Below are 21,839 nucleotides of genomic sequence, written 5' to 3'. Positions count from 1 at the left end.
GCAGGGGGTGCTGATTTGCGACTGGAGGGCTAACCGGCCTCGGTCTCGTCGTCCTCCACTTCCTGAAGCTGTCCCAGGAATTCCTCGGTGATCGGACGATCCCAGGAGGCGATCACGATGGTGTACTCGTCTCGCCATCTGAACTGGGCGGTCATGAACGGGCTCTCCGGCCACGTGGTCCGGCGGACCATAACGGGAAGCCCGCTGACGAGGACTTCCCGTTCGGTCCGGACACCGGGGGACGAAGGAAGCGCCCGACCGCTGAGCCCGGCCAAAAGGCTGGCCGTGTTCCGCTCCTGGACAGGCTCATGCGAGCTCGTCCGAACGGCTTCAACGATCATTACGGGTTCGTCGTCCGCCAGCTGGTAGGTGTGGGCGATGGACCCAACGCGGTGCTCCCGAGGGCCGAACGATCCGCTGCTCATCACGATGCGACTGCTGCCCGGCCATGACGCGGGCGCGAGAATCCGCCGGTCGGTCAGCTGGGCGGACAGTCGGGAGAAGCGCCGATAAGCGAAGGGGTGAAGCAGCCATCCGAGCGTCCAGCTTGGTTTCCTCATGCTCGTCCCTGCCCTGGGATCTGTGAATCCACGGGCGAACGACCAGGCGCCCGTCCAGCGAGCATGCCAGATGATCAGGGGCCCGCCGAATGCCTCCACGACCCCGACTGCACGGTGGATCCGGAGGCGTTCACTGAGGAACTCATCAAGCTTGAACGCAAGAAGCGCGGCCTCGCCTGACCTGCCCCGCACTGAGGGGGGCCGACGTTGTGGTGTACCCCCTAGGGGGTACACAGACCATGGGTCCATACACCGACGCGCGGGGCATCCCCGGTCAGCTCGTGATCAGCGGCTGGTTCGACCTCGTCTAACTTCCTCTCGGGGCTCACGCAGTCAAGCGACAGCTGCATTATCCGCCCGAACGCGTCGGAGGGGCATCGCTCTTCGAGAAGCAGGGCGGTCAGGATCGCAGGGGCCAGGATCTGATGTCTCTCTGGCCCTTGAACCAGACGGTTTGAGTCTGACCGACGGTGCGGATGCGGAACTCTTCCTGCGGAGAGCTGCCCGCGTCACGCCAGGAGCCGATCGCTATCTCGCCCTCATCCCAGAGGCGGACGGGGCCAGGCTGACGGACGGTCCACCCGCCGGAGGGTCCGGGGGCGAGGGAAATGACGGAACCGTTGGCGGTGTCGAAGTAGTAGTCGATGAGTGGTCCGCCGTCGATGTTGATCGTGTGGTCATGTGCGGAGTCCGGTGGCGAGCATGTGCCGCTCGATCATGATGGCGGCGGCGGTGTCCTCCTCGCCAAGCCGGAGGAGGGTCTCGGCGAGCGCACTCATCGCCTTGATCCGCACGGACACGGCACCGGCCTGTTCAGCCAGTCCCAGCGCCCGCCGCAGGCTGTCCAAGGCGTCGTCGTGGTCAAGGCGCGCGCTCGCTTCACCGCGCGCCACCAGTGCGCGGGCTTGGGAGGTCTGGTCGAGAGGCGCGTGCGCGAGGATCAGTTCGTAGCCGCGTTCGGCGGCGGCGATCGCGTGCTGGGTGTGGGTGTCCTGATAAGGGGCGAGGTGGCTGGGGTGGTCGGCTGCCAGGTGTGCGGTGGCGAGGTCGATCAGGGTGAGGCCGAGGCTTCGCTTGCCCTGGTCGGAGTGGATCTGCTCGAAGGCGGACCGGGCCTGTTCGAACATCTCCAGCGCCTCCTCGATGTGCCCTTGGGCGAGGTGGACGTGGCCGATGCGGCGGCGTGACTCGGCCTGCCGGAAAGGGTTGCCTAGCAGTGCCCACTGGTCGGCGGCGCGGGTGAGGTAGTCGATGGCACGGTTGTGGTTGCCGGTGCGGCGGGCCCAGACCCCGAGGCGGTCCAGGGCCCGGGCGGCGGCTTCGGTGTCGTCGAGGAGTTCGGCGGCTTGGAGCGCGGCCTGGTCGCCGGTGAACCAGCGTTGCGGGTCGATCAGGTGGTGCAGTGCGAGCGGCCATCCGGTCGTGGCCAGCGCGATGACCAGGTGGAAGGCGCCGCGGTCTTCGGCGGTCTGGAGGCAGCCGGTGATCAGGTCGTGCTGGTCGGCCAGCCAGTCCAGCGCGGCGGGGGTGGTGAGTTCGGGCCGGTCGGGGCTGCTGCGGTTGGCGGCAAGGACATGTTGGGAGGTGCTGCGGTAGGGGGTGGCGCAGGCGGCGGCCCATTGGGCGGCGGGGCGGATCCAGTCCAGCAGCCGGTCCAGGGCCTGTTCCTGCTGGTCGATCGGCTCGTCCTGGTCGCGGGCCTCGGCTGCGGCCGGCTTGAGAGCGTCGGGGATCTGCCAGCGAATCGGGGTGGGGCCGTCCTGGCGGGTCGCTTGGATCAGGCGTGCGGTGTGGAGCGCTGCCAGCAGATCGCGGGCTTGTGTTGGGCTGGTGTCCAGGAGCGTGGCGGCTGCCTCGGTGTCGAAGTCGCTGGCGGGGATGAGCGTCAGCAGCCGCCATGCGCGGGCGAGGGGGCCGCTGAGGGAGTCATAGGCGCGGCTCACAGGGCACTCCAGGACGTTGGGGGGCCGGTTGTCGGGGGTGGTGGATGCGGTGTTGGCGGCGGTCAGATGCAGCGCTAATGGGAGGCCGCCGCACGCTTTTGCCATCTCGGTGAGCATCGTGCCGTCTTCGGGCTGGGGTGGTTGTCCCGCGCGGGTCAGTGCGTCGCGCAGCAGCTCGATGGCGTCGGCGAGCGACAGCGGCGGCAGGTCGAAACGCCGGGCGCCAGCGCCGGTCAGGTCCAGGAGCGGACGGCGGCTGGTGACGATGGTGGCCCCGGCGGTGGAGGGGCGCAGCGCAGTGACCTGCTCGGCGCTGGACGCGCCGTCGATCAGGACCGCGACCGCACGCTGCGCGGTGACGGTATGCCACAGCGCCCGGTTTTCGGCGTCGTCGTCGGGGACCAGGTCACGGTGCACGCCCAGTGCACGCAACCACCCTGAGCGGATCCCGAGGAGCGAGCTTGTGGACCAGGCGAGGTCGGCGTACAGCTGCCCACCACCGGTCCCGGCGAGGATGTGGGAGGCCAGCAGGGTCTTGCCGATACCGGCCGGGCCGGTGAGGACCAGCAGTGACCGCACCTCCCGCAGATGCCTGGTCATGATGGCGCGTATGTCGTTGCGGTCGACCAGCGGCGCGACCGGTGGGATCTGCCGAGGCATGGCGGGGATTCCGGCGGGTGCGCCGAGGTTGAGGTGGCCTTGGATGGTGGAGATCTGGACGATCGTTGTGGCGAGGTCTGCCGAGGCGATGTTGTGAGGATTCGAGTCGACCATGGCGTGAATTCGGGCCGGTTTCGTCAGGGATTCGTCCGGGAGAGGGGAGGGGAGCCGGTCCGGGACGTTGACGCCGATCAAAGCGTCCCGGACCGGCTCCCGGGGAGGGGTCAGGCCACCGACTCATGGGGGGATGTCGGGGTGGCCTGGCCGGTGGTTTCTGCTCGGCCGTGCCATGCAGGTGGGCGAGGGTGGTACAGACCGCAGGGCGGCGTCCAACTCTTGGGGGGTGCCGACAACCACCACGTGGCCGCCTTCGCACAGTGCGATCCAGGCGCGTGCGAACGGCTGGTAGACGATCCCCCAACCAGGATGCGCCGCGCGCAGCCGCGACAGCTCGCAGACGGCGAGCTGCTCAAGCGCCGGGTCGTCGGGGAGGGTGCCAGGCCAGGCCGCCCGCGCTCGGAACGGGCGCAGCAGCTCACCGATGCGATGCAGGATGACACTGCCGCTGTTGAGGCCGGTGGCCTCCGCGGGGCGGGGCTGGGCCTGGCCAAGCACTCCCCCGACCCCGGCTGCAGGCGCGCTAGCGGCCGGGCTCGAAGGAAACGCACCGAGAGGGGTGCGCGGGGCGGTCTGGAGCGCGGCGAGCGCAGGCGTGGGGTGCTCGAACCGCTCCGGCCCGCCGGGGGTAGAGGGCTGCAGCGACGGCCGCGCCGTTGCGGCCACCGCGACCGCGTCCGCCAAACCATTGCCCGCCGGGATCTGCTGCGCCCACACCCCAGCACGCGCCGCACTCTCGGGCACGGCACCAAGCCCGCCGCCGGAGGTGGCGGCGGACGCCCGCGGGCCGAGACGACGCTGAGGCCAGCGTCCGGACCCGGCGCTCACGACGCCAGCCTTTCCTCAAGCTGCTCGCAAGCGGCCACGTAATCGCCGAACCGGGCCAGCGGGGCGACGTCGGAGCCGGTGCCGGTGCCGGTGCCGGTGCCGGTGTAGAACCATGCGGCACCGTCGGCGAGGTCCAGACCACCGGTCACCACAATCCGCGCGGAACCATCAGGGCACGCGACCGTGAGGGCGGGCCTCACAGGATCGAACTCGGTTCTCAGGCCGTGGGAGGCCAGATGCATCCCCAGCCGGGACAGATGCCTGATGGTCGTGCCCCGGTCGGCGATGAGCGGCCTGGCCGCCCCGGCGCCCAGTGCTCCGGGCGGGCCGGCCGTGCGGTCGGAGTCGGCGTTGCCGAGGCCGCGGCGATGCTGCTCCTGCCGCAGGGCCTCACCGGGACGACGGCGCGGGAGATCGACGCTCACCAGGAGCACCCCCCATCAACCACCCTGGCCTCGGTCGGCTCTCCCGGGTGCGGCTGTTCGGGGTCGTCGGGGCGGGCGATCGGACGGGCCTGGTGCGACACCGCGCGCGCCAGCCAGGACGCCGCCCGCACCGGATCGCCGTACGGAAGCGGACGGCCCACCTGCTCCGGGGACGTTCCGGGACCAGGACGGGCGCCGGGGCGGCGCAGCCAGAACACCGGCTGCGCATCCCGCAACCCGACCTCGCAGACGATCTCGCAGTCCAGCGCCTTGTCGAAGGTGGAGGTGACGGCCAGCAGCGGCCCGGCCGGGGAGTTGTGCAGCGTGCCTACCACGCCGACCTGCTCCAGTTCGACGGTGAGCTTCTGGAGCCAGTCGTAGGGCGTGCGCGTCGGCGCTCCGCATGCCGCCGATGCTGACTCCAAGTCGGCGGAGGGGGCGCCTTCGAGCGCTGAGCAGGGCAGGGAAGACTGCTTAATGATCGGATTCATTGGGGTTCCACTCGTGACCGCTGCTGATCCGGTGTGGTTATCGAAGGGTGATCCTTTTGCGGATCTTCTGGAGCGCTGTCCATCTGTCAGTGACCGGTGCGACCGGCACCGAGTTTGCGGCGCAGGTGCCGTCTGGGGTGCCGGTGAAGTACCACAGGCGGTGATCGTCGGCGGGGTTCTCGATGCAGATGACGGTGCAGGCCAGATCGCGCTGGCTCGGCCACCACGCGGTGATGGCGGTCAAGGCGAGCACCGGCCCGTGCTGCTCGACCTCGATCGAGTGGCTGTCCAGATCTCCGGCCAGTTGGACCAGGCTGGTGTCGGCGTTCGGCCAGAAGGGCCAGTCGCGGCCATTGCAGGCCGGGACAGGGACGGAGAGCATGGCTACTGCGCCTCGTCGGCGGTCTCGCTGTCGTGCGCGTACTCGGGCAGTGGCGTGGGCCGGATTCGCTCGTCGTCCGGCGTGACCGTCTCGTCACCCTCGTTCACGATCTGCTGGGGGTGGGTTCCGTTCTGCTTGCGCCGAGGGTCGGCTGACATGGCATCTCGTCTCGTGTCAGGTTGGTTGTGTCCGGTGACACAAGACGATGCTCCTGGCGACTGATCGATACCACGGCGGCGCCGCATGAGAATCCGGTGCCCGTCATGCAGTGCTGCATAAGTAGTGCTCACCAACCGTTCCGCAGGTCATGATGGGCACCATGGGAACGGCCCCCCAAGCCCCGAAATGCGCACAGTGTGACGCCTTGTTGAGCCGATATAGCGACTCCCACCTGTGCAGCAGTTGCTCAGCCTCCGGAACGAAAGCTCCACTGGATCTGCCCGTGGAGTTCTGGTTTGCGCCCGAGATCGCCGCAGCGCTGGAGGTCTGGGACTGGCAGAAGGTCCTGCGGGCTGTGTGGAAGGCAACGGGCATGACGCAGGAAGCGCTTGCCCAACAGACCGGTATCCACCAGGGGTCGATCTCCCGCCTCATGGCCGGCAAGTCCGGAGGCCAGCGGATCGAGACCGCGGTGAGCATCCTCGACGGACTCGGCATACCACGCATCCTCGCGGGACTCGCGCCCCAGGGACTGCACCATCTCGCGCGGAACGCCTCCGTCTCTCCTGGAGCCTTCGATGACCTCCTCGCCCCTGAAACCCCACGGAGGGAACCTGTGAAACGCCGCGAGTTCGGGTCGGCGGTACTACTGGTTGGACTATCGGCCTCCCTCCCAGCAGGAACATCCGGCCAGCCGCGCGGAGTCCAAGACGTCCTGACGTCCTTGAAAAGGCCCAGCGACATCGCCGCCGACCTGTACGCCATGGACGATCGGTTCGGCGGGGCGTCGCTGGTGGAGATCGCCCGAGCCCGTCTCGCGAGCCTCCGCGAGCAGATGAAGCGGGTGACGCTACCTCCCGAGCGTGAACGCATGGCGGTCTCGGTGGCCGGGGAACTGGAGGTGTGCGCAGGCTGGTTCAGCCATGAGGCGGGCAAGTACCGAGAGGCCGCAGAGCACTACAGCCGCGCCCTGTACGCCTCCCACGAAGCCGGGAACGAAGCCGTCCGGCTCCATGCCCTGAACCTCATGGCGATGCTCGCCATGGCCGAACCCGATCCCGGCAAACAAGGCCCCGGCCCGACTCCCGACAAGGCGCTCCAGATCGCGGGCACCGCCCTGGACACCGCACCTGACGCCGACCCACGCCTGCGGTCCCTGCTGGCGATGCGACAAGCCCTCGCTGCCGCCAGGATCGACGACCCGAAGGACTTCGAACGCTTCCTCGGCCAGGCGTGGGACGAGTTGGACGTCAATCGGGCTCGCGAGGACGAGCCCTGGTTCGCATTCTTCTCCGTGCGGGAACTGCGGGGCCTGGAAGCGATCGGCCGAAGCTACCTCGGCCAGCACGACCGCACCGTGGAGATCCTCACCGGCGCGATCCCCGGAATGCTGCCGCGCAATGCCGCCTACTACAGCCTCGATCTGGCCCGCTCGCTGGTCCTGGCCGATGAGGTCGACGCTGGTGTCGACACTTTCCACCGGGTGCTTCCGTCGCTGATCGAGGTGTCGTCGATCCGCGTGCGGAAACGTATCGGGGAGTTCGCCCTCACCCTGAGCCCGCACGCCCGCCGCAGTGAGGACGTCGCCGAGACCCGTCGCGTCGCCCTCAAGGTGGCGGGGAACACCACCCTCGCCGGAAGGACGTCATGAGCGACTACATCATCTCTCGCATCGGGACCGACGAAGCCGTAGCGATCGAGGACGAGCTGACGCGGCTGTACGTCGCGGTCTACAACGAACCGCCTTACAACGGCCACGGCGTCTATAACGAGGAGGGGTTCCGTAGCCGCAACGCCAGCCAGCTCCGCGCACCCGGGTTCAGCCTCGTTACGGCCAGAACCGACGGCGACGAGCTGGCGGGATTCGCGTTCGGGTTCACCATGTCCGGAGATAGGTTCTGGAGCGGCGTGGACGAACCCGCGCGGGTGAAGGGACGCGACAAGTTCGCCTGGATCGAGCTGGTCGTGGCCGCGGCCCATCGCGGGCGAGGGCTGTCGCACCGGCTGCGTGACGAACTCCTCAGCGACCGGCCTGAACCGTTCGCGACCCTGTGCGCGCACCCCGACGCCGAACCGGCCCGGTCAATGTACGAGCGCTGGGGATGGCAGAAGGTCACAACGATCGGGCTGGCCGACGACCAGGCCGACATCATGCTTCTCGACCTGAGCACCAACCAGGCCCGAAAGTAGACGCTCCGGAGAAACGGGCGGTCCGGGTCAGCGGTCTCGCTGGGCCGGACCTGCGCTGTTTGTGATCGGCAGCGCAAGGAAGCGAGGAACTGCCCGGCTGGTTGAGTCCAAGGCGACCAGGGCCTCCGTCGTGGCGTACGGAGGCGCAACCTCTGAGCGCCAGCCCCTGAGTGACGAGGCCAGTGAGTTCCTGAGCGGGGAAACGATCGCGCCGCGGCAATACGCGTTGAGCGGTCAGGCTCGTTGAGTTGGATAGCCAGGCTCGCGTGTTCCGCCTGCCAGTACTCGGGACTACTTCGACCAGGTGCCGGCGTCCCCTCGACCTGCCTGGCTGGGGTGCCCCCGAAGGTCGATCACCGCGAAGGCCCACTTGCCGTCCGCCTCGGTGAAGCCCGGCTCTGCCCAGGCGGGGTCCGCTTCATCAGCGGTTGCCGCACAGCCCCGGTTTAGGTCCATATCGACCGCTCCTGTCGAGGCCGACGTTCACATGGTGCGAGAAGGCAGAAAGCTTGTGGTGCCGCTGCGTCGCAGGTGGGGCGGAGGGGTGCGCTGCCTTGACCTTGGTTTCGGAGGTGTTGGTGGATGTCGGTCGGTTCGCCCGTGGCATATCCGGGACCGTTGATCGGTCGGCGGGCGAGGGACCAAGGAGGACATAGATGGGGTTCAACAGGTGCCCGTTGGGTTCGGCGGGTGACTGGTTGTGGGGGCCGGAGGAGATGCGGTGGCGGCGTACGTTCTCGGGCCGTCCGGAGCAGACGGCCTCGGCGCGTGATTTCGCCGCGACGTTGTTCGCCGGGGCCGAGTGCGTGGACGTGGTGAAGTTCGTGGTCGCGGAGTTGACCGCCAACACCCTCCGGCACACGCGCAGCGGTGAGGACGGCGGGTGGTTCGGCTTGGAGGTGGTGTTCGACGACCCGGCTTATGTCGCGGTGGTCGACAACGGCGGGCGGGGGATTCCGGCGGTGCGGCAGCCGGTCGACCTGCTGGCGACCGGCGGCCGGGGCCTGTACGCGGTGTCGCAGCTGGCGCACCGGATGGGGATCGAGGGTAGTCCGGTGCTGGGTCACCGGGTGTGGGTCGAGGTCGAGCTCGACAAGCCGCTGACCGACCCGTTCGGCACGCTGCGCTCGGTCGCCTCATAGCGAGGGACCAGCCTGGTCGTAACAGGCTGGTCCCCGGCTCAAGGGTACGTGAGCCGGGTCTTGGCACCCTGTCGTTCCCGTCCTCCGAGGCGGGAACGACAGGGTGCTCTTTCGTTCCAGGACTGTGGCGGGCGCGAAAGATCAGGGCCGTCAAGGATGAACAGTGCCGTCGGGCCTCCGTGTGGATGACAGACGGGAGCCGGGAGGGCGAGTTCGGGTCCTCGTGGCGGTGCGTAGATCATCCGCGTCCCCTGATCCTGGAGGCGCAAGTCGCCTTGCCGAGCGAATTGTCGGCACCAGATGAGGCTTTCCATCTCGAACGACACCCGAGAGCGACCACTCCTCAGTCTGCCTCTACAGATATAGATACACCAACTGAAGGCAACAATCGGCTCGATGCGTCATTAGTGCCCGACGCCCAGAAAGACGCTCTAGAAAAGATGGCAATAGGGGCCGCCGACGGCGAAGCTCCGCCGAGGCGTCGTCGGATGGACGGACCCGGCCGCCCGGCAGCCCGAACTGTTGACATTTCTTTGCGGCGAAGAAGTGTCGCAAGAAAAACGGCCCGTTATTGGGAGAAAGTGGCTGATTCTAGGTCATCGTTTTTGGTGGTCGGTTCCGTATCCGTTTCCGTGGTCGTTTCGGTGGTCTCCTTAAGAAGAGGTGGGGCCGGGGACTGCATAGTTGCAGGTGGGTTCGCGTGTCGGAGGTTGGGAAGTGCCCCCGACTCGTCCCTGTAGACGACAGGTAGTAGGTGGGCGCATGGGGGCCGGACCCGTGAACCTTTTCCAGCAGCCTCTTCAAGGCTGCTGATCACAGCATGATCGCGGGCGGCGTGGCTGGCCGTGGACGTGAAGAAACCCCTGGTAGGAGAGGGGTCTCTGACCTCCGCCCCCCACAACCAGAGGTTTCACGTGCTTTTCTATCGTGCTTCGCTGCCGTTGTCGCGTTCGACTCTGAACTACCTGACCGGTCTCGTCCGGCGGGAGCGGACGAAGCTGAAGAGCAAGGGCCGGGCTTTGAACGCGGGGCAGCAGGCGCTGATGACGCTCGCATACTTGAAGAAGGGCGATACGTTCGCGCAGCTCGCGGCAGGTTTCGGGGTCGGGACGACGACCGCGTGGAGGTATGTGAACGAGGTCGTGGCTTGGCTGTCGGCCCGCTCACCCAAGCTCGGCACCACACTCGCCAGGGCGAAGAAAGACGGGCTGGGACATCTGATCCTGGACGGCACTCTCATCGCGACCGACCGCCTCCGCGCCGACCGGCTCTTCTACTCGGGCAAGCATCACAAGCACGGCGTGAACCTGCAGGTAATTGCCGGCCCGTACGGGCAGATCGTGTGGGTGTCGGGTGCGGTACCCGGCTCGATCCACGACCTGAAAGCGGCCCGGAACTGGGGAATCATCCGCGCCCTGGCAGCGTGCGGGCTGCCGGTCCTGGCCGACAAGGGCTACGTCGGCGCCGGTCCCGCGATCATCGTTCCTTACAAGGGCAGGAACAAGCCCGCCTCCCAGAAACAAGCCAACCGGGCCCACGCCAAGCTCCGCGGACCAGGTGAACGCGGAAACGCCCAGCTCAAGTCATGGAAGATCCTCACCAAGCTCCGCTGCTGCCCCTACCGCGCCGGCCACCTCGCCAAGGCCATCAGCGTCCTACAAAACCGCGAGGCCGCCCTCGCCCCGTGATGGAAAAGGCTCCGTGTAGCTATCTCCTGAAGCGCCATCTCCCTCTCCTTCTTTTAGGCCGGTACTTAAACAATCGCCATCCACTCCGAACGACTCAAAGGATGCTTCGCGCGCGGATCCGCAGATGAGGCACGTGCCGCCGAGTGCTTCAATCCTGGGTGACACGTCCTCCCGAATCTCGGGATGAAGAAGCTCTGAAGGATCGGATATTTCCGGGCCGGGGAAGGGCTCGGCACATTGGACCCGAGGAAGAAAACAATGCTTATCGGGCGAAGGCCCGCAAGGGGTATCGAAACTTTGAGGGTGTCGTGAGTGGTGTATGAGTGGCGCTTGGGTGTATTTCCCTGACGGCAACCCCCACGGGGTATAGAAATCGCAGGTCAGAGGCCATATAGGCGGCCTTAAGGCGCCCCGACTCGTCCTCACAGACGCCCCAGTGGCAGACGTGCGTGAATCCAGGGGAGGTGACTCAAGCCCTGAACCGGCACCCTCGCCCCCTTCACGCCTACCGACGCGAGTCGTAGGCCAAGGTGGCGAGACGAGGCTACGGTCCCTCGATCAGCGGCACCCGAATGGCGCTACGCGCCCGTGAGGGCAACACTGCGGGCCGATCGCCGTCACCTGGTGTCCGGGGAGGCCGTCGGCGGATTTCGATGCGGGAGTCGCCAGATCAGCGCGTCTCATCCGACTTGGGGAGAACTTTGAACTTCCCCACGGGAATCGGTTCCGGTGACGGGCTTCAAGAGGTGTCCGAGATTCCTGGCCCTCGCGGCACCACCACCTGCCGCTCGAGAGGAAAGTGGAGGTTGTAGTTTGTTGTCCGATTTCGTGTGCTCGGCAATCAGGCGCGATTCAGAGAACTGCCACAACCGGAGTTGTCGCGCGCCGAATCGACCTGTGAGTTCGGCCGCCCCTTGGACGATGGCCGATCTCCTTGGGGCTGGGACGGTCAGGCAGCGCCTGATGCGGTTTGGCTTGATCATTACCTGGCCGGATGGCGAATCTGCGGTTACGGACCCCTTCTACATAGTGAAGGGGGAAGTCGGTTGGGGCGCCCAGGCCGCCGGCGAACACACCATTCGCAGACCAGAGCAGTTCGAACCGGAACAACACCAGCAGGCGCGGTGGAACGAGTCGACCGCGTGCGCACACCGCCGCCGTCCGCCAAGCCCACTGCTGGGCCGCAAGGTTGGAGCGGTCCGCCAGAGAGGTGAGGAAGGGGGATCGGAGGAGCGGTCTCGGGCAGTTGTCACACGAAGCATTCATCGACCGGGCCCAGACCCCGCGCGAACCACGCTGACCAGAGCGTTCCAAAGATACGACCGCTTCGGCGGTCCGGCTCGGTCGCAGGCCGCGCCGGGCCGGTGCGGACTGGACCTTGACCGCCAAGCCGAGCGTCAATGCTGGTCCCGCCGCCATGCGGCCGGTGACCCGCACGGGCACCGGAACCGGCGGCGTCGGGCAAGTGTCACCGGCCTGCCGGAGGCCCGTTGACAGGGAGCGAGCCGATCTCCGGCGGCAAGCCCCCTGACTTCGTGTGGACGATCGTTCATCTCGAAGGCGAGCAGGGGCGACGGGTCCAGATCCTTCAGGCGCAAGCGATCAAGGAGGCGTTGGAATGGCTCAAGAACCACCCATCCCGCTCGAGGTCTTCGTCACCCGCCACAGCGGCCGACCAGCCGTGACAGGCCAGCGCGGCGGCCACCGGCCTCCCGGACCGCTGCGGGTGGCGTTTCTGGGGCGCACCTCCACCGAGGACCAGCAGGACCCCACCTTGTCGATCCCTCGGCAGCTGGCCAACTGCCGCCAGGCGCTCCCCGCCGAAGCAGTGATCGCAGCACACTTCTATGACATCGAGTCCGGCCGCAAGGAGCTGGCCGCACGCGGGCAGGGGCGGGGGCACGAACGGTTCGTGATCCCCGTCCCGCGTGAGGGCGGCATCCGGGACCTGCTGACCGAGGCCGAAACCAGCGACCGGCGTTTCGACGCGGTGATCTGCGAGTCCATCGACCGGATCGCGCGCCGCACCTACATCGGCACCCAGATCGAGAACCAGCTCGAAGCCGTCGGCGTCCCCCTGCTGGCCGCCGACGAACCGATCATCCTGAACAACCGCAAACGCGCCACCCAGGTCCTCACCCGCCGCGTCAAGCAAGGCGTCGCCGAGTGGTACGTCCTGGAACTCCTGGAGAAGTCCCGCGGCGGCACCGAGACCCACACCCAGCAGGGCTACAACATCGGCAAACCGCCCTACGGCTACACCGCATTGAAGGTCCCGCACCCCGTCGCAGCCCGCCGCGCCGAAGGCGCCACCAAGCACCGGCTCACACCAGACCCGGTGCGCGGCGAGGTGGTGACGCTGATCTTCGACCTCCGCGTCGCGTTGCGCCTCGGTTACAAGGCCATCGCCGACCACCTCAACCTCGACCTGGACCGCTTCCCACCACCGGTGCCCGTCGACCCGTCCCGCTCGGCCGGACGCTGGACCCAGTCCTCTGTCCGAGAGATCATCAAGAACCCCAAGTACACCGGCTACATGGTCTGGAACCGCCGCGCGACCAAGACCGCGAGCGGCAGGATCAACCCGCCCCACGAGTGGGTCTGGTCCCTGGTTCCCACCCACGAACCTCTGGTGTCCAAAGACAACTTCATCGCCGCCCAACGGGTAGGCGACCACTGCAAGGGCTCACGCAACGGCGGGGGGCCGAACACCGCACACCCCGACACCCGACGCGAGTACCTGCTGCGTTCGCACATAGCTTGCGACCATTGCGGGCGGCGGCTACGAGGCAGAGCACACCACGGTGTCGTGTACTACGTCTGCGATCCTCCGAAGGACCGCATTCCGGCAGGGCACCCCAAAAGCTACTGGATTCGCGAAGACCCAATCCTGCGGGGCATCGGACACTTCTTCGACAAGTACGTCTTCCATCCCAACAGGCGCGCCTACGTCGGCTCTCTCCTGAACGCCGCAGACGAGCAAGCCGTACAGGACCACGAGGACCGAATCACAGCCGTACAACGCACCCTCCGCGACATCGAAGACCGCCGCAAGCGCTTGATCGTCAGCCTCGAACTCGCCGACCAGCCGAACGAAGCCCTCGTACGCGACGTGAACCTGCGCTCTGCCGAACTGGCCGAACAACACGCGGCGAAGCATCAGGAGCTACGCACCCTGCGCGAGACCCAACCGCCCCGAGCAAACCCCGAACTTCTCGACCGGCTACCGGTGGGCAACGTCGCCTTCGGCTCACTGCCGCAGAAAATCCAGCGCGGTCTCCTGGACGTCTTCAACGTAGAGATGCGCTACAACCCAAACACCGGCCGAATGCACGCTAAAGCAACCCTCACGGGCCCAATACTGCCGACCTTGCAGGAAGCGGCCCAACTCGCCATAGATGCCGCACAGGCAACCAAAGGGGGCGGGGACCCGGTGATCATGGACCCATGGTCCGCGTACCCCCTACCGGCAGCGACCTTCAGGGGCAACAGAGCTCCACGCCTTCGAGTTGCCATGACCAGCGCAAACTCAGGGTAGAAGCGTCCCTCCCGCTCCCCGACGCCCGCCGAGGCGGTCGGCGGGGCAACAAAACTCGGGAGGGCGGCCAGTGATCACGTGCAAGAGCACGTTCATCGTGTACAGCAAGACGGCCCTGCTTGCTTGGACGACCATCCGATTCGTCTCACCGACCAGAGCTAACCCGAATCGCGATGAACAGACCGGTGCCGCCGACTTCCTCCTGGACCGGTGAGCGACATGGCACCACGCGCAGACCGTCTCATTCGCGCGACCACCACGGCCTCGGTTGTCCTGCTCGCGCTGATCGCCGCGGTGGTCTCCTACCGCCACATGCACCACCTTGCTCGACTCCACGGCGAATCAGAGTGCACAGCCGCGCTGATCCCGCTGTCGGTGGACGGCATGATCGTCGCCTCGTCCATGGCCATACTGTCCGCCAACCGCACCCGCGGCCGCGAAGGGCGGCTGGCCTGGGCGCTCCTGATCGTCGGAAGTCTGGCTTCCCTCGCTGCCAACGTCGCCGTCGCCGAACCAACTGCCGCCGGACGGATCATCGCCGCGTGGCCTTCCTTCGCCCTGGTCGGTGCCTACGAGATGCTCATGAACCAGATGCGCGGTAACCGCCCCTCGGCGGCTCCCGCCGACCGCGACGTGTCTGTATCGGAGCCCGCGCCGGAGATTCCTACCTCGATCGACATGCGGGGCGAGCGTCTACAACAGCGGGCTTGGCGCTGGGCCCAAGAACACCGTCGTCTGGACGGGAAGTTGCCTTCTGGGGTGGAGATCGGGCGACAGTTCAACCGGAGCTCGCGCTGGGGACGGCTGGTCAAGCGGAACGGCGGCGTCGGCCTGTCGGAAGTTGACTGCGATGAGGAAATGCCATCGCGATCGGGCGTGCAATCAGACCATGCATGATGGAGCTCCTGCTGCTGGCGCTCTTTAGCCGCGGTTCGGTTCGCCACGGCGCCGGGTGCGTACGACGGTCTGCGGAGTGGCACTGCGCGCCGAGGGGAACTGCCATCCACGGTCGTTGGCGTAGCCGCGGGCCGCGGCTCGTTTCTCTTTGGCGGCCGCGGCTGTGCTATGCGGACCGCTCACTGCTGCTTTGGTCACCACGCGCAGCGCACGTCCCTCGTCGCGGGCTCTGCGAAGGTCGGCCGAGGCGGGGATCCAGCAACGCGCGACCTCCACGACCCCGAGCATCAAGACCATGGCGGCAGCGGGGATCGCCCCCAGCGCGGCAACCACCACGACCAGCACCTGGCTGCAGCCCGAGTGCCACAGGACGGCCGCAAGCCCGCTCGGTCCGGCGACAACTCCCGTCACCGTGGCGGGGGCGCGCCAGGCTGACCAGGTTTCCCAAGCGCCTCGTCGTCTCGGGACATACGTGCCGACCCCAGATGCGCGGCGGCGATCCGAGCCCCGGCTCGGTGACGGACGCGACCGGCGCTGAGAGGACGCGGCGGGAAGGCGGGTGGTGGCCATGCTGACAACTCCCTGGAGGCGCGAGATTGTGGCCTTACACCCGTCGGGTGTAGATGTCCGGTGCGGCGGCTTGCCTCACTCTTGTCTCAGCTGTCGCCGAAAAAAATCTTGGATTTGGGTGAAGAAGATCCGGCAGGGCGTCATCTACAGCGGGTGTAGGTACGGCCGACTGGCCACACCCTGACTGGAGGAGTCGATGGGGAGCGCCGAGGAGGCTGGAGAGCCACCAAGGCCCGACTCGACGCCGATACAACTCCAACGCAGACGGCCGGATACGGACACCTCTCCAGCAGCGACGCCATCGCCGCCGGCGACCACCGCGGCCTGCGATTCAGCCGTCCCGCCGCCTCGGCGGGAACCCCAAGCGGCCAGCGATGAGCTGGTGGAGGAGTTGGAAGCCGACCTCATCGCTGAGGATCTGGCGGATGCGGGAAGCGCCCAGGCCGTGGAACACGCCCGGCGCCGCCTGGCAGACCACCAGTACGTGCTGAAGATGCAGGCGGAGAACTTCGCCGGCCCGGCAACGGCGGTCTGGAAGGCCGAGACGGCCGCCTACGGGTTGGCGGTCATGATGGCCTGGACACGGACCGGGAAGATCGTGGCCGAGTGCCGGGCCAAGCGCCGACCGATCACCTTGGTCGAGGTCGGCCCCGGTCGGTGGAGCCGAGACGACCGGCTGGAGTTGGCCTGCGAGACCGTCGCCAAAGCCCTGGAGTACTTCATCACGGCCGTCCTGGTCCCGGGCCGGTGGGACCACCGCAAGGGCGCCAGCTTGAAGACCTACTTCGTGGGCGCGTGCCTGTTCCAGTTCCCCAACATCTACAACGCCTGGGCTGGTCACCAGGACCGCTGGCGCCGGGTTGCCGAGGTCACCGACGATCCGCAGAAAGCGGAGGAGACCCTCAACCTGTTCGGGCCCAGAGGGCACGATCCCACCAGTTCTGAGGCGATGCTGCAGGTCCTGCGGCACCATGCCCTGGAACTGATCACTGATCCGGTGACCCGCCAAGCGGTCCGACTGATCATGCAGGGCGAAGAGATCAGCCAAGCCGCCCTGAGTGTCGGCCTGAAAGACAAGACGCTGCGAACTCGGCTGGACCGCCTCAAAGGGCTGGGCCAGACCACTGCTCCGAAGGAGGCGGAAGCGCGATGACCCGCACCGACCAGTCCCGCCAAACGCATCCAGGCGGCGCCCGGACCTGCCCGCACGATGCACGTGGTGAAGAGCCCGGCGGACACAACGAGACCACGGCGCGCTACCTGCTTTGGCGGATGGTGCGTGACCGCGCCGCGCTCCCCTGCACCGACAGGTCCCTGGATCGGTTGCTGGCTATGGTCTGGTCGGCGCGGATCACCGATCACGACATCATGCCGATGCTGCAGGCCTCCGCCGGCGAAGATGAACCACCCAACTGGTCGACACTCCTCAAAGACCCCCAGCAACGCCAAGCCCTAGCTGAGCTGCTCAGCAACCTCACCCTGCTGGAACGATCGTCGCTGGGCACCCCGGCAGCGCAGCAGATGCGCGGCTCGACCGATACCGCCGACATCTTCCGGGTCCTTTCCGCCGCACCCGATGGCAGCCCCTCAACCGTTACCGCATCCGCCGATCGCGCGGAGCAGCAGCCGCCCGGGCAGGCAACGCTGCCCCGCAGGTGCCCGGCCGAACCCCGGCTGACGCCAGAGGAGATCCAGTTGCTCGCGCAGATCGCTTCGGGCGTCACGGCCGACATGGCTGCCAAGCGACTTGAGCTGTCGGCGCGCACTCTGCGGCGCCGCCTTCGAACCATCTGCGATCGGCTTGAGGTCGGCACTCCTATCGAAGCCGTGGTCTGGGCCGCTCGACGTCAACTCATCTGACCATCGGCACCGCCTTGCCGCCGAGGGGAGGCTCCAGCAGAACTGAACAGCCGCCTCCTCACGGTTCTCCCGGTCTCGTTCATGAGCGACCTGAGCGATCTCTCCACGCCCAACGCCTGGGTAGCAGGACGCCCCCGGCAGCTCGGCCCAGCGCACGGCGGTCCTTCGGGGCCGCTCAACTGGACGGAGACGTCGAGCCCTGCAGTGTGGAGGACGCTCGACTGCCGGTCGGTGACCACCACGAGCCGCTCAGCTACCTCCTGGTTTCCCAGGGCGGCCCGAGCGACTTCCGCGCAGACCCCATCGAGGACGGTGATCAGGTGCTCATGTGAGCTCATGACGCCCCATTGTAGGTTCTACGGCGATCCCGCAGGACATGCAGTTGGCACTACCGATCTCGGTGATGTCCTGGGGAAACAGACATCGCTCCCCGTGAATCACACGGCCACCGGGCGGTGTGCCGGCACGACATGCCTTGAGTGTGAAGTGAAGGGCATCTGCTACGACTGAAGTGCGGGCGAGCTTAGCCTCGCGGCTCAGCGGGTTGTGAACGCTCAGGCGATTCGTCGGTAGATGAGCCCAGGTGCGCGTTCGAGGTCCAGCCGGAGCCCTTTCCCTTCAAGAGCTGGCTGTATTCGGAAGCCCGGGCCGATCAACCCTCCGCCAGGGATAGGGATGAGGGCGTCGGTTGCTCCTCTCCTGGCCAGCGCGAGGCCGTCGGGTTTGTTGATGATCCGTAGGACACCAGGGACGTCGTCGGATGCGAATTCGCCAACGAGGTGGCAGTAGTCGTCAGTGGCGCGGGTGTTCGACGGTGCGGTCAAACGTTCTGGTGACGGGCTCTGCAGGGGGAGCGCGCTGGAGACGGCGGAGTTTGAGAGGCGCCCGGCGTCGGTGTCGTGTCGGTTGGAGAGGGCGATGACCGCCGTTCCGTCTGCAGTCAGGTGGATTGCGGCGGAGAAGCCCTGCTCGTGGCCATGATGAAAGAAGGATCCACCGGACACGAAGATCCCGGGGCCGTAGTGCCAGTGCGGGCATGACGAGGGCACGGGCGTGGGTGCGCGGAGAGTCTGGTCAGCCGGTGCTTGCCGAGTCTGGTCGAGGCGCCGGAGCCAGCGGTCGAGGTCTGTGGTGGAGGTCCAGAGTGAGCCTGGGCCGGGGAGAGCGACGGGGACGGTTGTGGTTCGCCAGGAGCCGTGGTGGAACCGGTAGGCGGTCGCGGCAGCGTGAACGATCTGTTGCGGGTGGTCCTTGAAGTGGGTGCTGGGCATGTTGAGCGGGTCGAACAGGAGGGCTCTTGCGATCTGGTTGAGGGGCGCGGTGTGGGTCTGTTCGAGGATCTTGGTGAGGAGTAGGTAGCCGGTGTTGCTGTAGAGGAATTGGCCTTTGGGGACGGCTCGGCGTTGCTGGCGGTAGGCGAGTTGGAGGAGGTCGTCGGCGGTGTAGTGGTCGAGGTCGCGGAATCCGGCGAGGGACAGGAGGGATTCGGCGTCTCGAATGCCGCCGTGGTGCTGGATGAGGTCGGTGACGGTGACGTCGGGCACTTGGAGGTTGGGGAGCCAGTGTTGTGCTGGGGTGTCGATGTCGATCTCTGGTGTGAGGAGCGTCAGGTGGGCGGTGATCTGCTTGGCGACCGAGCCGACGTTGAAGGCGGTGTCGGTGGTGATCGGGATGCCGTGTTCGAGGTTGGCGAGGCCGTGGCGGTCGAGGGTCACGGTTCCGTCGGGGTGGCGGATGTGGAGGATGTGGCCGGGCTCGTTCATGCGCTGGCCTTGAGGGCGAGGTCGCGGACGGTCCGGAGGCGTTCTCGGAGGGGGCCTTGCGGGATGAGCTTCAGGGCTTCCTGGTGGTCGGGTACCGCGGTCTGCAGCAGTGCGTTCTGCTGGCTGAGGTAGGCGGCCAGGAAGGCGTGTACTGGCGGCTGGACGGTGGGGAGGATGCGGGCGCAGTAGATCATTGTGAGGGGGAAGGCCCAGCAGGCGTGGAGGAAGCCGAAGGCGGGGCGGTCGCTCTGTTTCCATGGGGAGGGGAACGCCGGGGCGTCGTCGAGCTTGATGCCGTCGGCGGCCAGGGCGTCGTTGAGCCAGTTGTGGCCTGCTTCGTGGATCAGGTCGCGGGTGAGTACCGCGGGTTCGGTGCTGTAGTCGGTGAATAGGGTGCCGGGCAGGCGGCTGACGGTCCAGCTGTCGAAGGTGCTGGTCATGGCCTTCTCATGGAGGAGGCACACGATGGGGGCGTGGGGGCCAAGTAGGCCACCGAAGCCAGTACGGGTGCCGAGCGCGGCGGCTGCGGCCACCAGATCGCGGAGGCGCTCGTCGGCAGCGTTGGTGTCGGGGTTCAGGAGCACGTAGGGCGTCTGGGAGATGTCGGACTGGACGAATTCATGGGGCCGGGGAGCGAGGACGATCCGGTCCCCTGATGCAAGGCGATCGGTGAAGTGCAAGGCGGATTCGCGGTACCAGGTGAACAGAATGTCGTCGCCGCTGCGTGCGGCGTGTTCGGCACCTTCGAGAAGGTGGTGGGCGACGGCGTAGGTGAATCCGGCGTTCCTGCGGGCGACGGGCGGTGCGTCGAGCTGGAGGACCTGGTGGATCCGGGCGGCCCGCGAGCGGTGAGTGCGGAGGATCGGGGGGTGGCGGAAAATCTGGGCGAGGTCGTCCATGGGTGCCTCCAGGCGGGCCGGCCGCAGCTCTCGGCTGCGCCCCAGAGCTGCGGCCGGACCATGTGGATGTCAGGACTCGTCGGAGCTGCTGGCTGCGCTGATTTCGGGGTCGCTGGTGGGCCAGCCGTCGGCTGAGACGCTGGAGGTATGGGCGGTGGTCCGGACGGCTGTGTCGTCGGCGCGCAGGTCGTCGACGGCTTGCAGGAACTGGCTGATTTGGTCTTCCACGGTGATCCCTTCGTGAGTGGCTAGCTGCTGGTCGGGAGGGGTGGTGTGGTGGCTGCCTCCTTGAGGGCGTGGTGCAGTTCGGTCATGGCGGGGCGGTTGGAGGAGGCGGGCAGGAGTGCTGCGGAGATGACGTCTCGCAGCGGGGCGGGGAGTTGGGTGAGGTGGGCGTCCCCGTGGAGGCGGGGCAGGTCACCGCTGGTGAACCGGTAGGTGAGGACGGCGAGGCTGTAGACGTCGGCGGCGGGTGTGGCGGTGGCGTAGCTGGTGGAGTATTCGGGGGGCCAGTGAGGTTCGGGCGGGCGTCCGGATGGGCCGCGGGGGATGCCGAGACGGCGGGAGGCGCCGAGGTCGGTGAGGTGCCCTTTGCCGTTGTCGAGGAGGATGTTCTCGGCGTAGACATCGCGGTGGACGACGCCGAGCTGGTGGAGGCCGACCAGGGCGGCGGCGATGTCAGCGAGGACCCGGTAGCCGTATGCGAGATCGGGATCCGGGGCGCTCAGGAGCGTCCGGAAGTCTCCCTCGGCCAGGTAGGGCATGGTGTACCAGTCGAAACGGGGCAGGGTTCCTTCGTCGAGGAGCGGGACGACCTGAGCGACCCCGGAGGCGTCTCGGGCAGTGTCGATCTCGTGTCGGAAGTCGGCGCGGCTGAGCCGCCGTTCCTCAGCGGTGAGGGCGCGGTACCAGTAGAAGCCGTACGCGGCTGCCCGCAGGTCGGGGTCGAGTTCGGAAAGGACGTGGTCGTTGCCGAATCCGGCCTTGAGGACGACCGGGGTCTGCCCTGGGCGGTGGATGAGGGCCAGGGTGCTGGCGCGGGTGAACGACAGCAGCCGGTCGACGTGCCAGCCGTTGTCGCCGAGCTGGTCAAGGACCCAGGCAGCGGGGTGCAGCGGGTGGAGGACGGTCATCGGGGCCCTTTCTGGTGACTGAGCACCGCTTCGGTGAGCTCGACGAGGTCCGAGGGCTGGTTGGACGGGCGCGTGATGACGGGATCGGGGCATGCGGCAGCGGCGTCGGCGTAGAGCCGGGTGAGCGGGCCGAGGTTCGCGTCGGCATCCAGGAACCGGCGGGATGCGGGTCGCTTCCGGATCCGGTCACGGCACAGGTCGGCGGGGGTGGTCAGCAGGATGGTCATGTCAGGTAGGGCCTCGGGAAGTGCGAGTTCACCAAGCAGCGGTCCGACGGGCTGCTCGTAGAGCAGAGCCAGCAGGCATGCAGTAGAAGGCGTCCACCGGTCGGCGACGATCAGCGGTGCGGTGCGGCACAGGTTGTGGCGTACATGCAGAGCAAGGTCGTCGCGAACGGCCGACACCGCACTGGCCAGACTCGAGGTCACCTGACCGGCGCGGAGGGCGACGATCGTCCTGGTCGCGGTCAGGGAGAGCCAGGAGAACTGGCCGAGGTGGACTCCGCGGATGCCCCGCTCAGCTGCAGCGTGCAGCAGTTGATCGCGCAGGGCGCTCTTCCCGCTTCCCGCCGGGCCGTCCAGGACAATGAACACC

The 21,839-nt window shown here is 67.3% G+C and carries 21 protein-coding genes; 9 read left to right on the top strand and 12 right to left on the bottom strand.

Annotation, left to right across the window (positions count from 1 at the left end; translation table 11 throughout):
- Window positions 1-29: 29 nt before the first annotated feature.
- The 7 genes from FHU30_RS14335 to FHU30_RS14305 form a co-directional block, all read right to left on the bottom strand.
- Window positions 30-560, bottom strand: coding sequence for a hypothetical protein (locus tag FHU30_RS14335; RefSeq protein WP_253875925.1), 531 nt, complete (start codon window positions 558-560; stop codon window positions 30-32).
- A 677-nt stretch (window positions 561-1,237) separates the two neighbouring features.
- Window positions 1,238-3,277 carry a tetratricopeptide repeat protein gene (locus FHU30_RS14330; RefSeq protein WP_253875922.1) on the bottom strand — a complete coding sequence of 680 codons (2,040 nt, stop codon included), beginning with the start codon at window positions 3,275-3,277 and terminating at the stop codon, window positions 1,238-1,240.
- Window positions 3,278-3,400: 123 nt separating this feature from the next.
- A complete protein-coding gene (locus FHU30_RS14325) occupies window positions 3,401-4,024 on the bottom strand; it encodes a hypothetical protein (protein ID WP_253875919.1) in 624 nt (207 codons plus the stop codon).
- Window positions 4,025-4,104: 80 nt separating this feature from the next.
- On the bottom strand, window positions 4,105-4,542 hold the full coding sequence (locus tag FHU30_RS14320) for a hypothetical protein (RefSeq protein ID WP_253875917.1): 438 nt from the start codon (window positions 4,540-4,542) through the stop codon (window positions 4,105-4,107).
- Complete coding sequence (locus FHU30_RS14315) at window positions 4,530-4,958, bottom strand: hypothetical protein (RefSeq protein ID WP_253875914.1); 429 nt, start codon at window positions 4,956-4,958, stop codon at window positions 4,530-4,532. Before FHU30_RS14315 ends, FHU30_RS14320 begins: the two co-directional genes overlap by 13 nt.
- A gap of 103 nt (window positions 4,959-5,061) precedes the next feature.
- Window positions 5,062-5,406, bottom strand: a complete 345-nt coding sequence (locus FHU30_RS14310) for a hypothetical protein (protein WP_253875912.1) — start codon at window positions 5,404-5,406, stop codon at window positions 5,062-5,064.
- Between the two features lie 2 nt (window positions 5,407-5,408).
- Window positions 5,409-5,564, bottom strand: a complete 156-nt coding sequence (locus FHU30_RS14305; protein ID WP_253875909.1) for a hypothetical protein — start codon at window positions 5,562-5,564, stop codon at window positions 5,409-5,411.
- Between the two features lie 284 nt (window positions 5,565-5,848).
- Between FHU30_RS14305 and FHU30_RS14300 the strand changes: the two genes are divergently transcribed.
- The 9 genes from FHU30_RS14300 (at window position 5,849) to FHU30_RS46070 (ending at window position 17,782) form a co-directional block, all read left to right on the top strand.
- Window positions 5,849-7,216: a helix-turn-helix domain-containing protein gene (locus FHU30_RS14300; RefSeq protein WP_253875906.1), complete on the top strand. Its 1,368-nt coding sequence runs from the start codon at window positions 5,849-5,851 to the stop codon at window positions 7,214-7,216.
- A complete protein-coding gene (locus FHU30_RS14295) occupies window positions 7,213-7,755 on the top strand; it encodes a GNAT family N-acetyltransferase (RefSeq protein WP_253875904.1) in 543 nt (180 codons plus the stop codon). The genes FHU30_RS14300 and FHU30_RS14295 overlap by 4 nt, the downstream gene beginning before the upstream one ends.
- 656 nt (window positions 7,756-8,411) lie before the next feature.
- On the top strand, window positions 8,412-8,897 hold the full coding sequence (locus FHU30_RS14290; RefSeq protein WP_253875901.1) for an ATP-binding protein: 486 nt from the start codon (window positions 8,412-8,414) through the stop codon (window positions 8,895-8,897).
- Between the two features lie 914 nt (window positions 8,898-9,811).
- Entirely contained in the window at window positions 9,812-10,585 is a 774-nt protein-coding gene (locus tag FHU30_RS14285) for a transposase family protein (protein ID WP_253874200.1), read from the top strand.
- 1,618 nt (window positions 10,586-12,203) lie between these two features.
- Entirely contained in the window at window positions 12,204-14,123 is a 1,920-nt protein-coding gene (locus FHU30_RS14280) for a recombinase family protein (RefSeq protein ID WP_253875897.1), read from the top strand.
- Window positions 14,124-14,342: 219 nt separating this feature from the next.
- A complete protein-coding gene (locus tag FHU30_RS14275) occupies window positions 14,343-15,020 on the top strand; it encodes a DUF2637 domain-containing protein (RefSeq protein ID WP_253876838.1) in 678 nt (225 codons plus the stop codon).
- Window positions 15,021-15,972: 952 nt separating this feature from the next.
- The gene (locus FHU30_RS14270) at window positions 15,973-16,743 is read left to right on the top strand and encodes a hypothetical protein (RefSeq protein WP_253875895.1); all 771 of its coding nucleotides are present in this window, start codon (window positions 15,973-15,975) and stop codon (window positions 16,741-16,743) included.
- A 491-nt stretch (window positions 16,744-17,234) separates the two neighbouring features.
- Complete coding sequence (locus FHU30_RS47060) at window positions 17,235-17,450, top strand: LuxR C-terminal-related transcriptional regulator (RefSeq protein ID WP_308211314.1); 216 nt, start codon at window positions 17,235-17,237, stop codon at window positions 17,448-17,450.
- A gap of 206 nt (window positions 17,451-17,656) precedes the next feature.
- Window positions 17,657-17,782 carry a hypothetical protein gene (locus FHU30_RS46070; RefSeq protein ID WP_301323128.1) on the top strand — a complete coding sequence of 42 codons (126 nt, stop codon included), beginning with the start codon at window positions 17,657-17,659 and terminating at the stop codon, window positions 17,780-17,782.
- 222 nt (window positions 17,783-18,004) lie between these two features.
- On the opposite strand, the gene FHU30_RS14260 is transcribed toward FHU30_RS46070, so the two are convergent.
- From FHU30_RS14260 to FHU30_RS14240, 5 genes are all read right to left on the bottom strand, one after another.
- Window positions 18,005-19,213 (bottom strand): serine hydrolase domain-containing protein, encoded by a 1,209-nt coding sequence (locus FHU30_RS14260; RefSeq protein ID WP_253875890.1) that lies wholly within the window; start codon window positions 19,211-19,213, stop codon window positions 18,005-18,007.
- Window positions 19,210-20,112 (bottom strand): aKG-HExxH-type peptide beta-hydroxylase, encoded by a 903-nt coding sequence (locus FHU30_RS14255; RefSeq protein WP_253875887.1) that lies wholly within the window; start codon window positions 20,110-20,112, stop codon window positions 19,210-19,212. Before FHU30_RS14255 ends, FHU30_RS14260 begins: the two co-directional genes overlap by 4 nt.
- A 69-nt stretch (window positions 20,113-20,181) precedes the next feature.
- Window positions 20,182-20,340 carry a hypothetical protein gene (locus tag FHU30_RS14250; RefSeq protein ID WP_253875885.1) on the bottom strand — a complete coding sequence of 53 codons (159 nt, stop codon included), beginning with the start codon at window positions 20,338-20,340 and terminating at the stop codon, window positions 20,182-20,184.
- Between the two features lie 20 nt (window positions 20,341-20,360).
- The gene (locus FHU30_RS14245) at window positions 20,361-21,245 is read right to left on the bottom strand and encodes a protein kinase domain-containing protein (RefSeq protein ID WP_253875881.1); all 885 of its coding nucleotides are present in this window, start codon (window positions 21,243-21,245) and stop codon (window positions 20,361-20,363) included.
- Window positions 21,242-21,838 carry a nucleoside/nucleotide kinase family protein gene (locus tag FHU30_RS14240; protein WP_253875878.1) on the bottom strand — a complete coding sequence of 199 codons (597 nt, stop codon included), beginning with the start codon at window positions 21,836-21,838 and terminating at the stop codon, window positions 21,242-21,244. The genes FHU30_RS14245 and FHU30_RS14240 overlap by 4 nt, the downstream gene beginning before the upstream one ends.
- Window position 21,839: the final 1 nt, after the last annotated feature.

Source organism: Actinomadura rupiterrae, assembly GCF_024172125.1.
GTDB classification, from domain to species: domain Bacteria; phylum Actinomycetota; class Actinomycetes; order Streptosporangiales; family Streptosporangiaceae; genus Spirillospora; species Spirillospora rupiterrae.
The sequence above is the reverse complement of the archived record's forward strand: the minus strand, read 5'-3'. Positions and strand labels throughout refer to the sequence as shown.

What these genes read in the sequence shown, in the direction of transcription:
- FHU30_RS14295 (WP_253875904.1), top strand. Translation starts at nt 7,213, where the DNA reads ATGAGCGACTACATCATCTCTCGCATCGGGACCGACGAAGCCGTAGCG.
- FHU30_RS14335 (WP_253875925.1), bottom strand. Translation starts at nt 560, where the DNA reads ATGAGGAAACCAAGCTGGACGCTCGGATGGCTGCTTCACCCCTTCGCT.
- FHU30_RS14260 (WP_253875890.1), bottom strand. Translation starts at nt 19,213, where the DNA reads ATGAACGAGCCCGGCCACATCCTCCACATCCGCCACCCCGACGGAACC.
- FHU30_RS14280 (WP_253875897.1), top strand. Translation starts at nt 12,204, where the DNA reads ATGGCTCAAGAACCACCCATCCCGCTCGAGGTCTTCGTCACCCGCCAC.
- FHU30_RS14245 (WP_253875881.1), bottom strand. Translation starts at nt 21,245, where the DNA reads ATGACCGTCCTCCACCCGCTGCACCCCGCTGCCTGGGTCCTTGACCAG.
- FHU30_RS14330 (WP_253875922.1), bottom strand. Translation starts at nt 3,277, where the DNA reads ATGGTCGACTCGAATCCTCACAACATCGCCTCGGCAGACCTCGCCACA.
- FHU30_RS14290 (WP_253875901.1), top strand. Translation starts at nt 8,412, where the DNA reads ATGGGGTTCAACAGGTGCCCGTTGGGTTCGGCGGGTGACTGGTTGTGG.
- FHU30_RS14310 (WP_253875912.1), bottom strand. Translation starts at nt 5,406, where the DNA reads ATGCTCTCCGTCCCTGTCCCGGCCTGCAATGGCCGCGACTGGCCCTTC.
- FHU30_RS14275 (WP_253876838.1), top strand. Translation starts at nt 14,343, where the DNA reads ATGGCACCACGCGCAGACCGTCTCATTCGCGCGACCACCACGGCCTCG.
- FHU30_RS14255 (WP_253875887.1), bottom strand. Translation starts at nt 20,112, where the DNA reads ATGGACGACCTCGCCCAGATTTTCCGCCACCCCCCGATCCTCCGCACT.
- FHU30_RS14305 (WP_253875909.1), bottom strand. Translation starts at nt 5,564, where the DNA reads ATGTCAGCCGACCCTCGGCGCAAGCAGAACGGAACCCACCCCCAGCAG.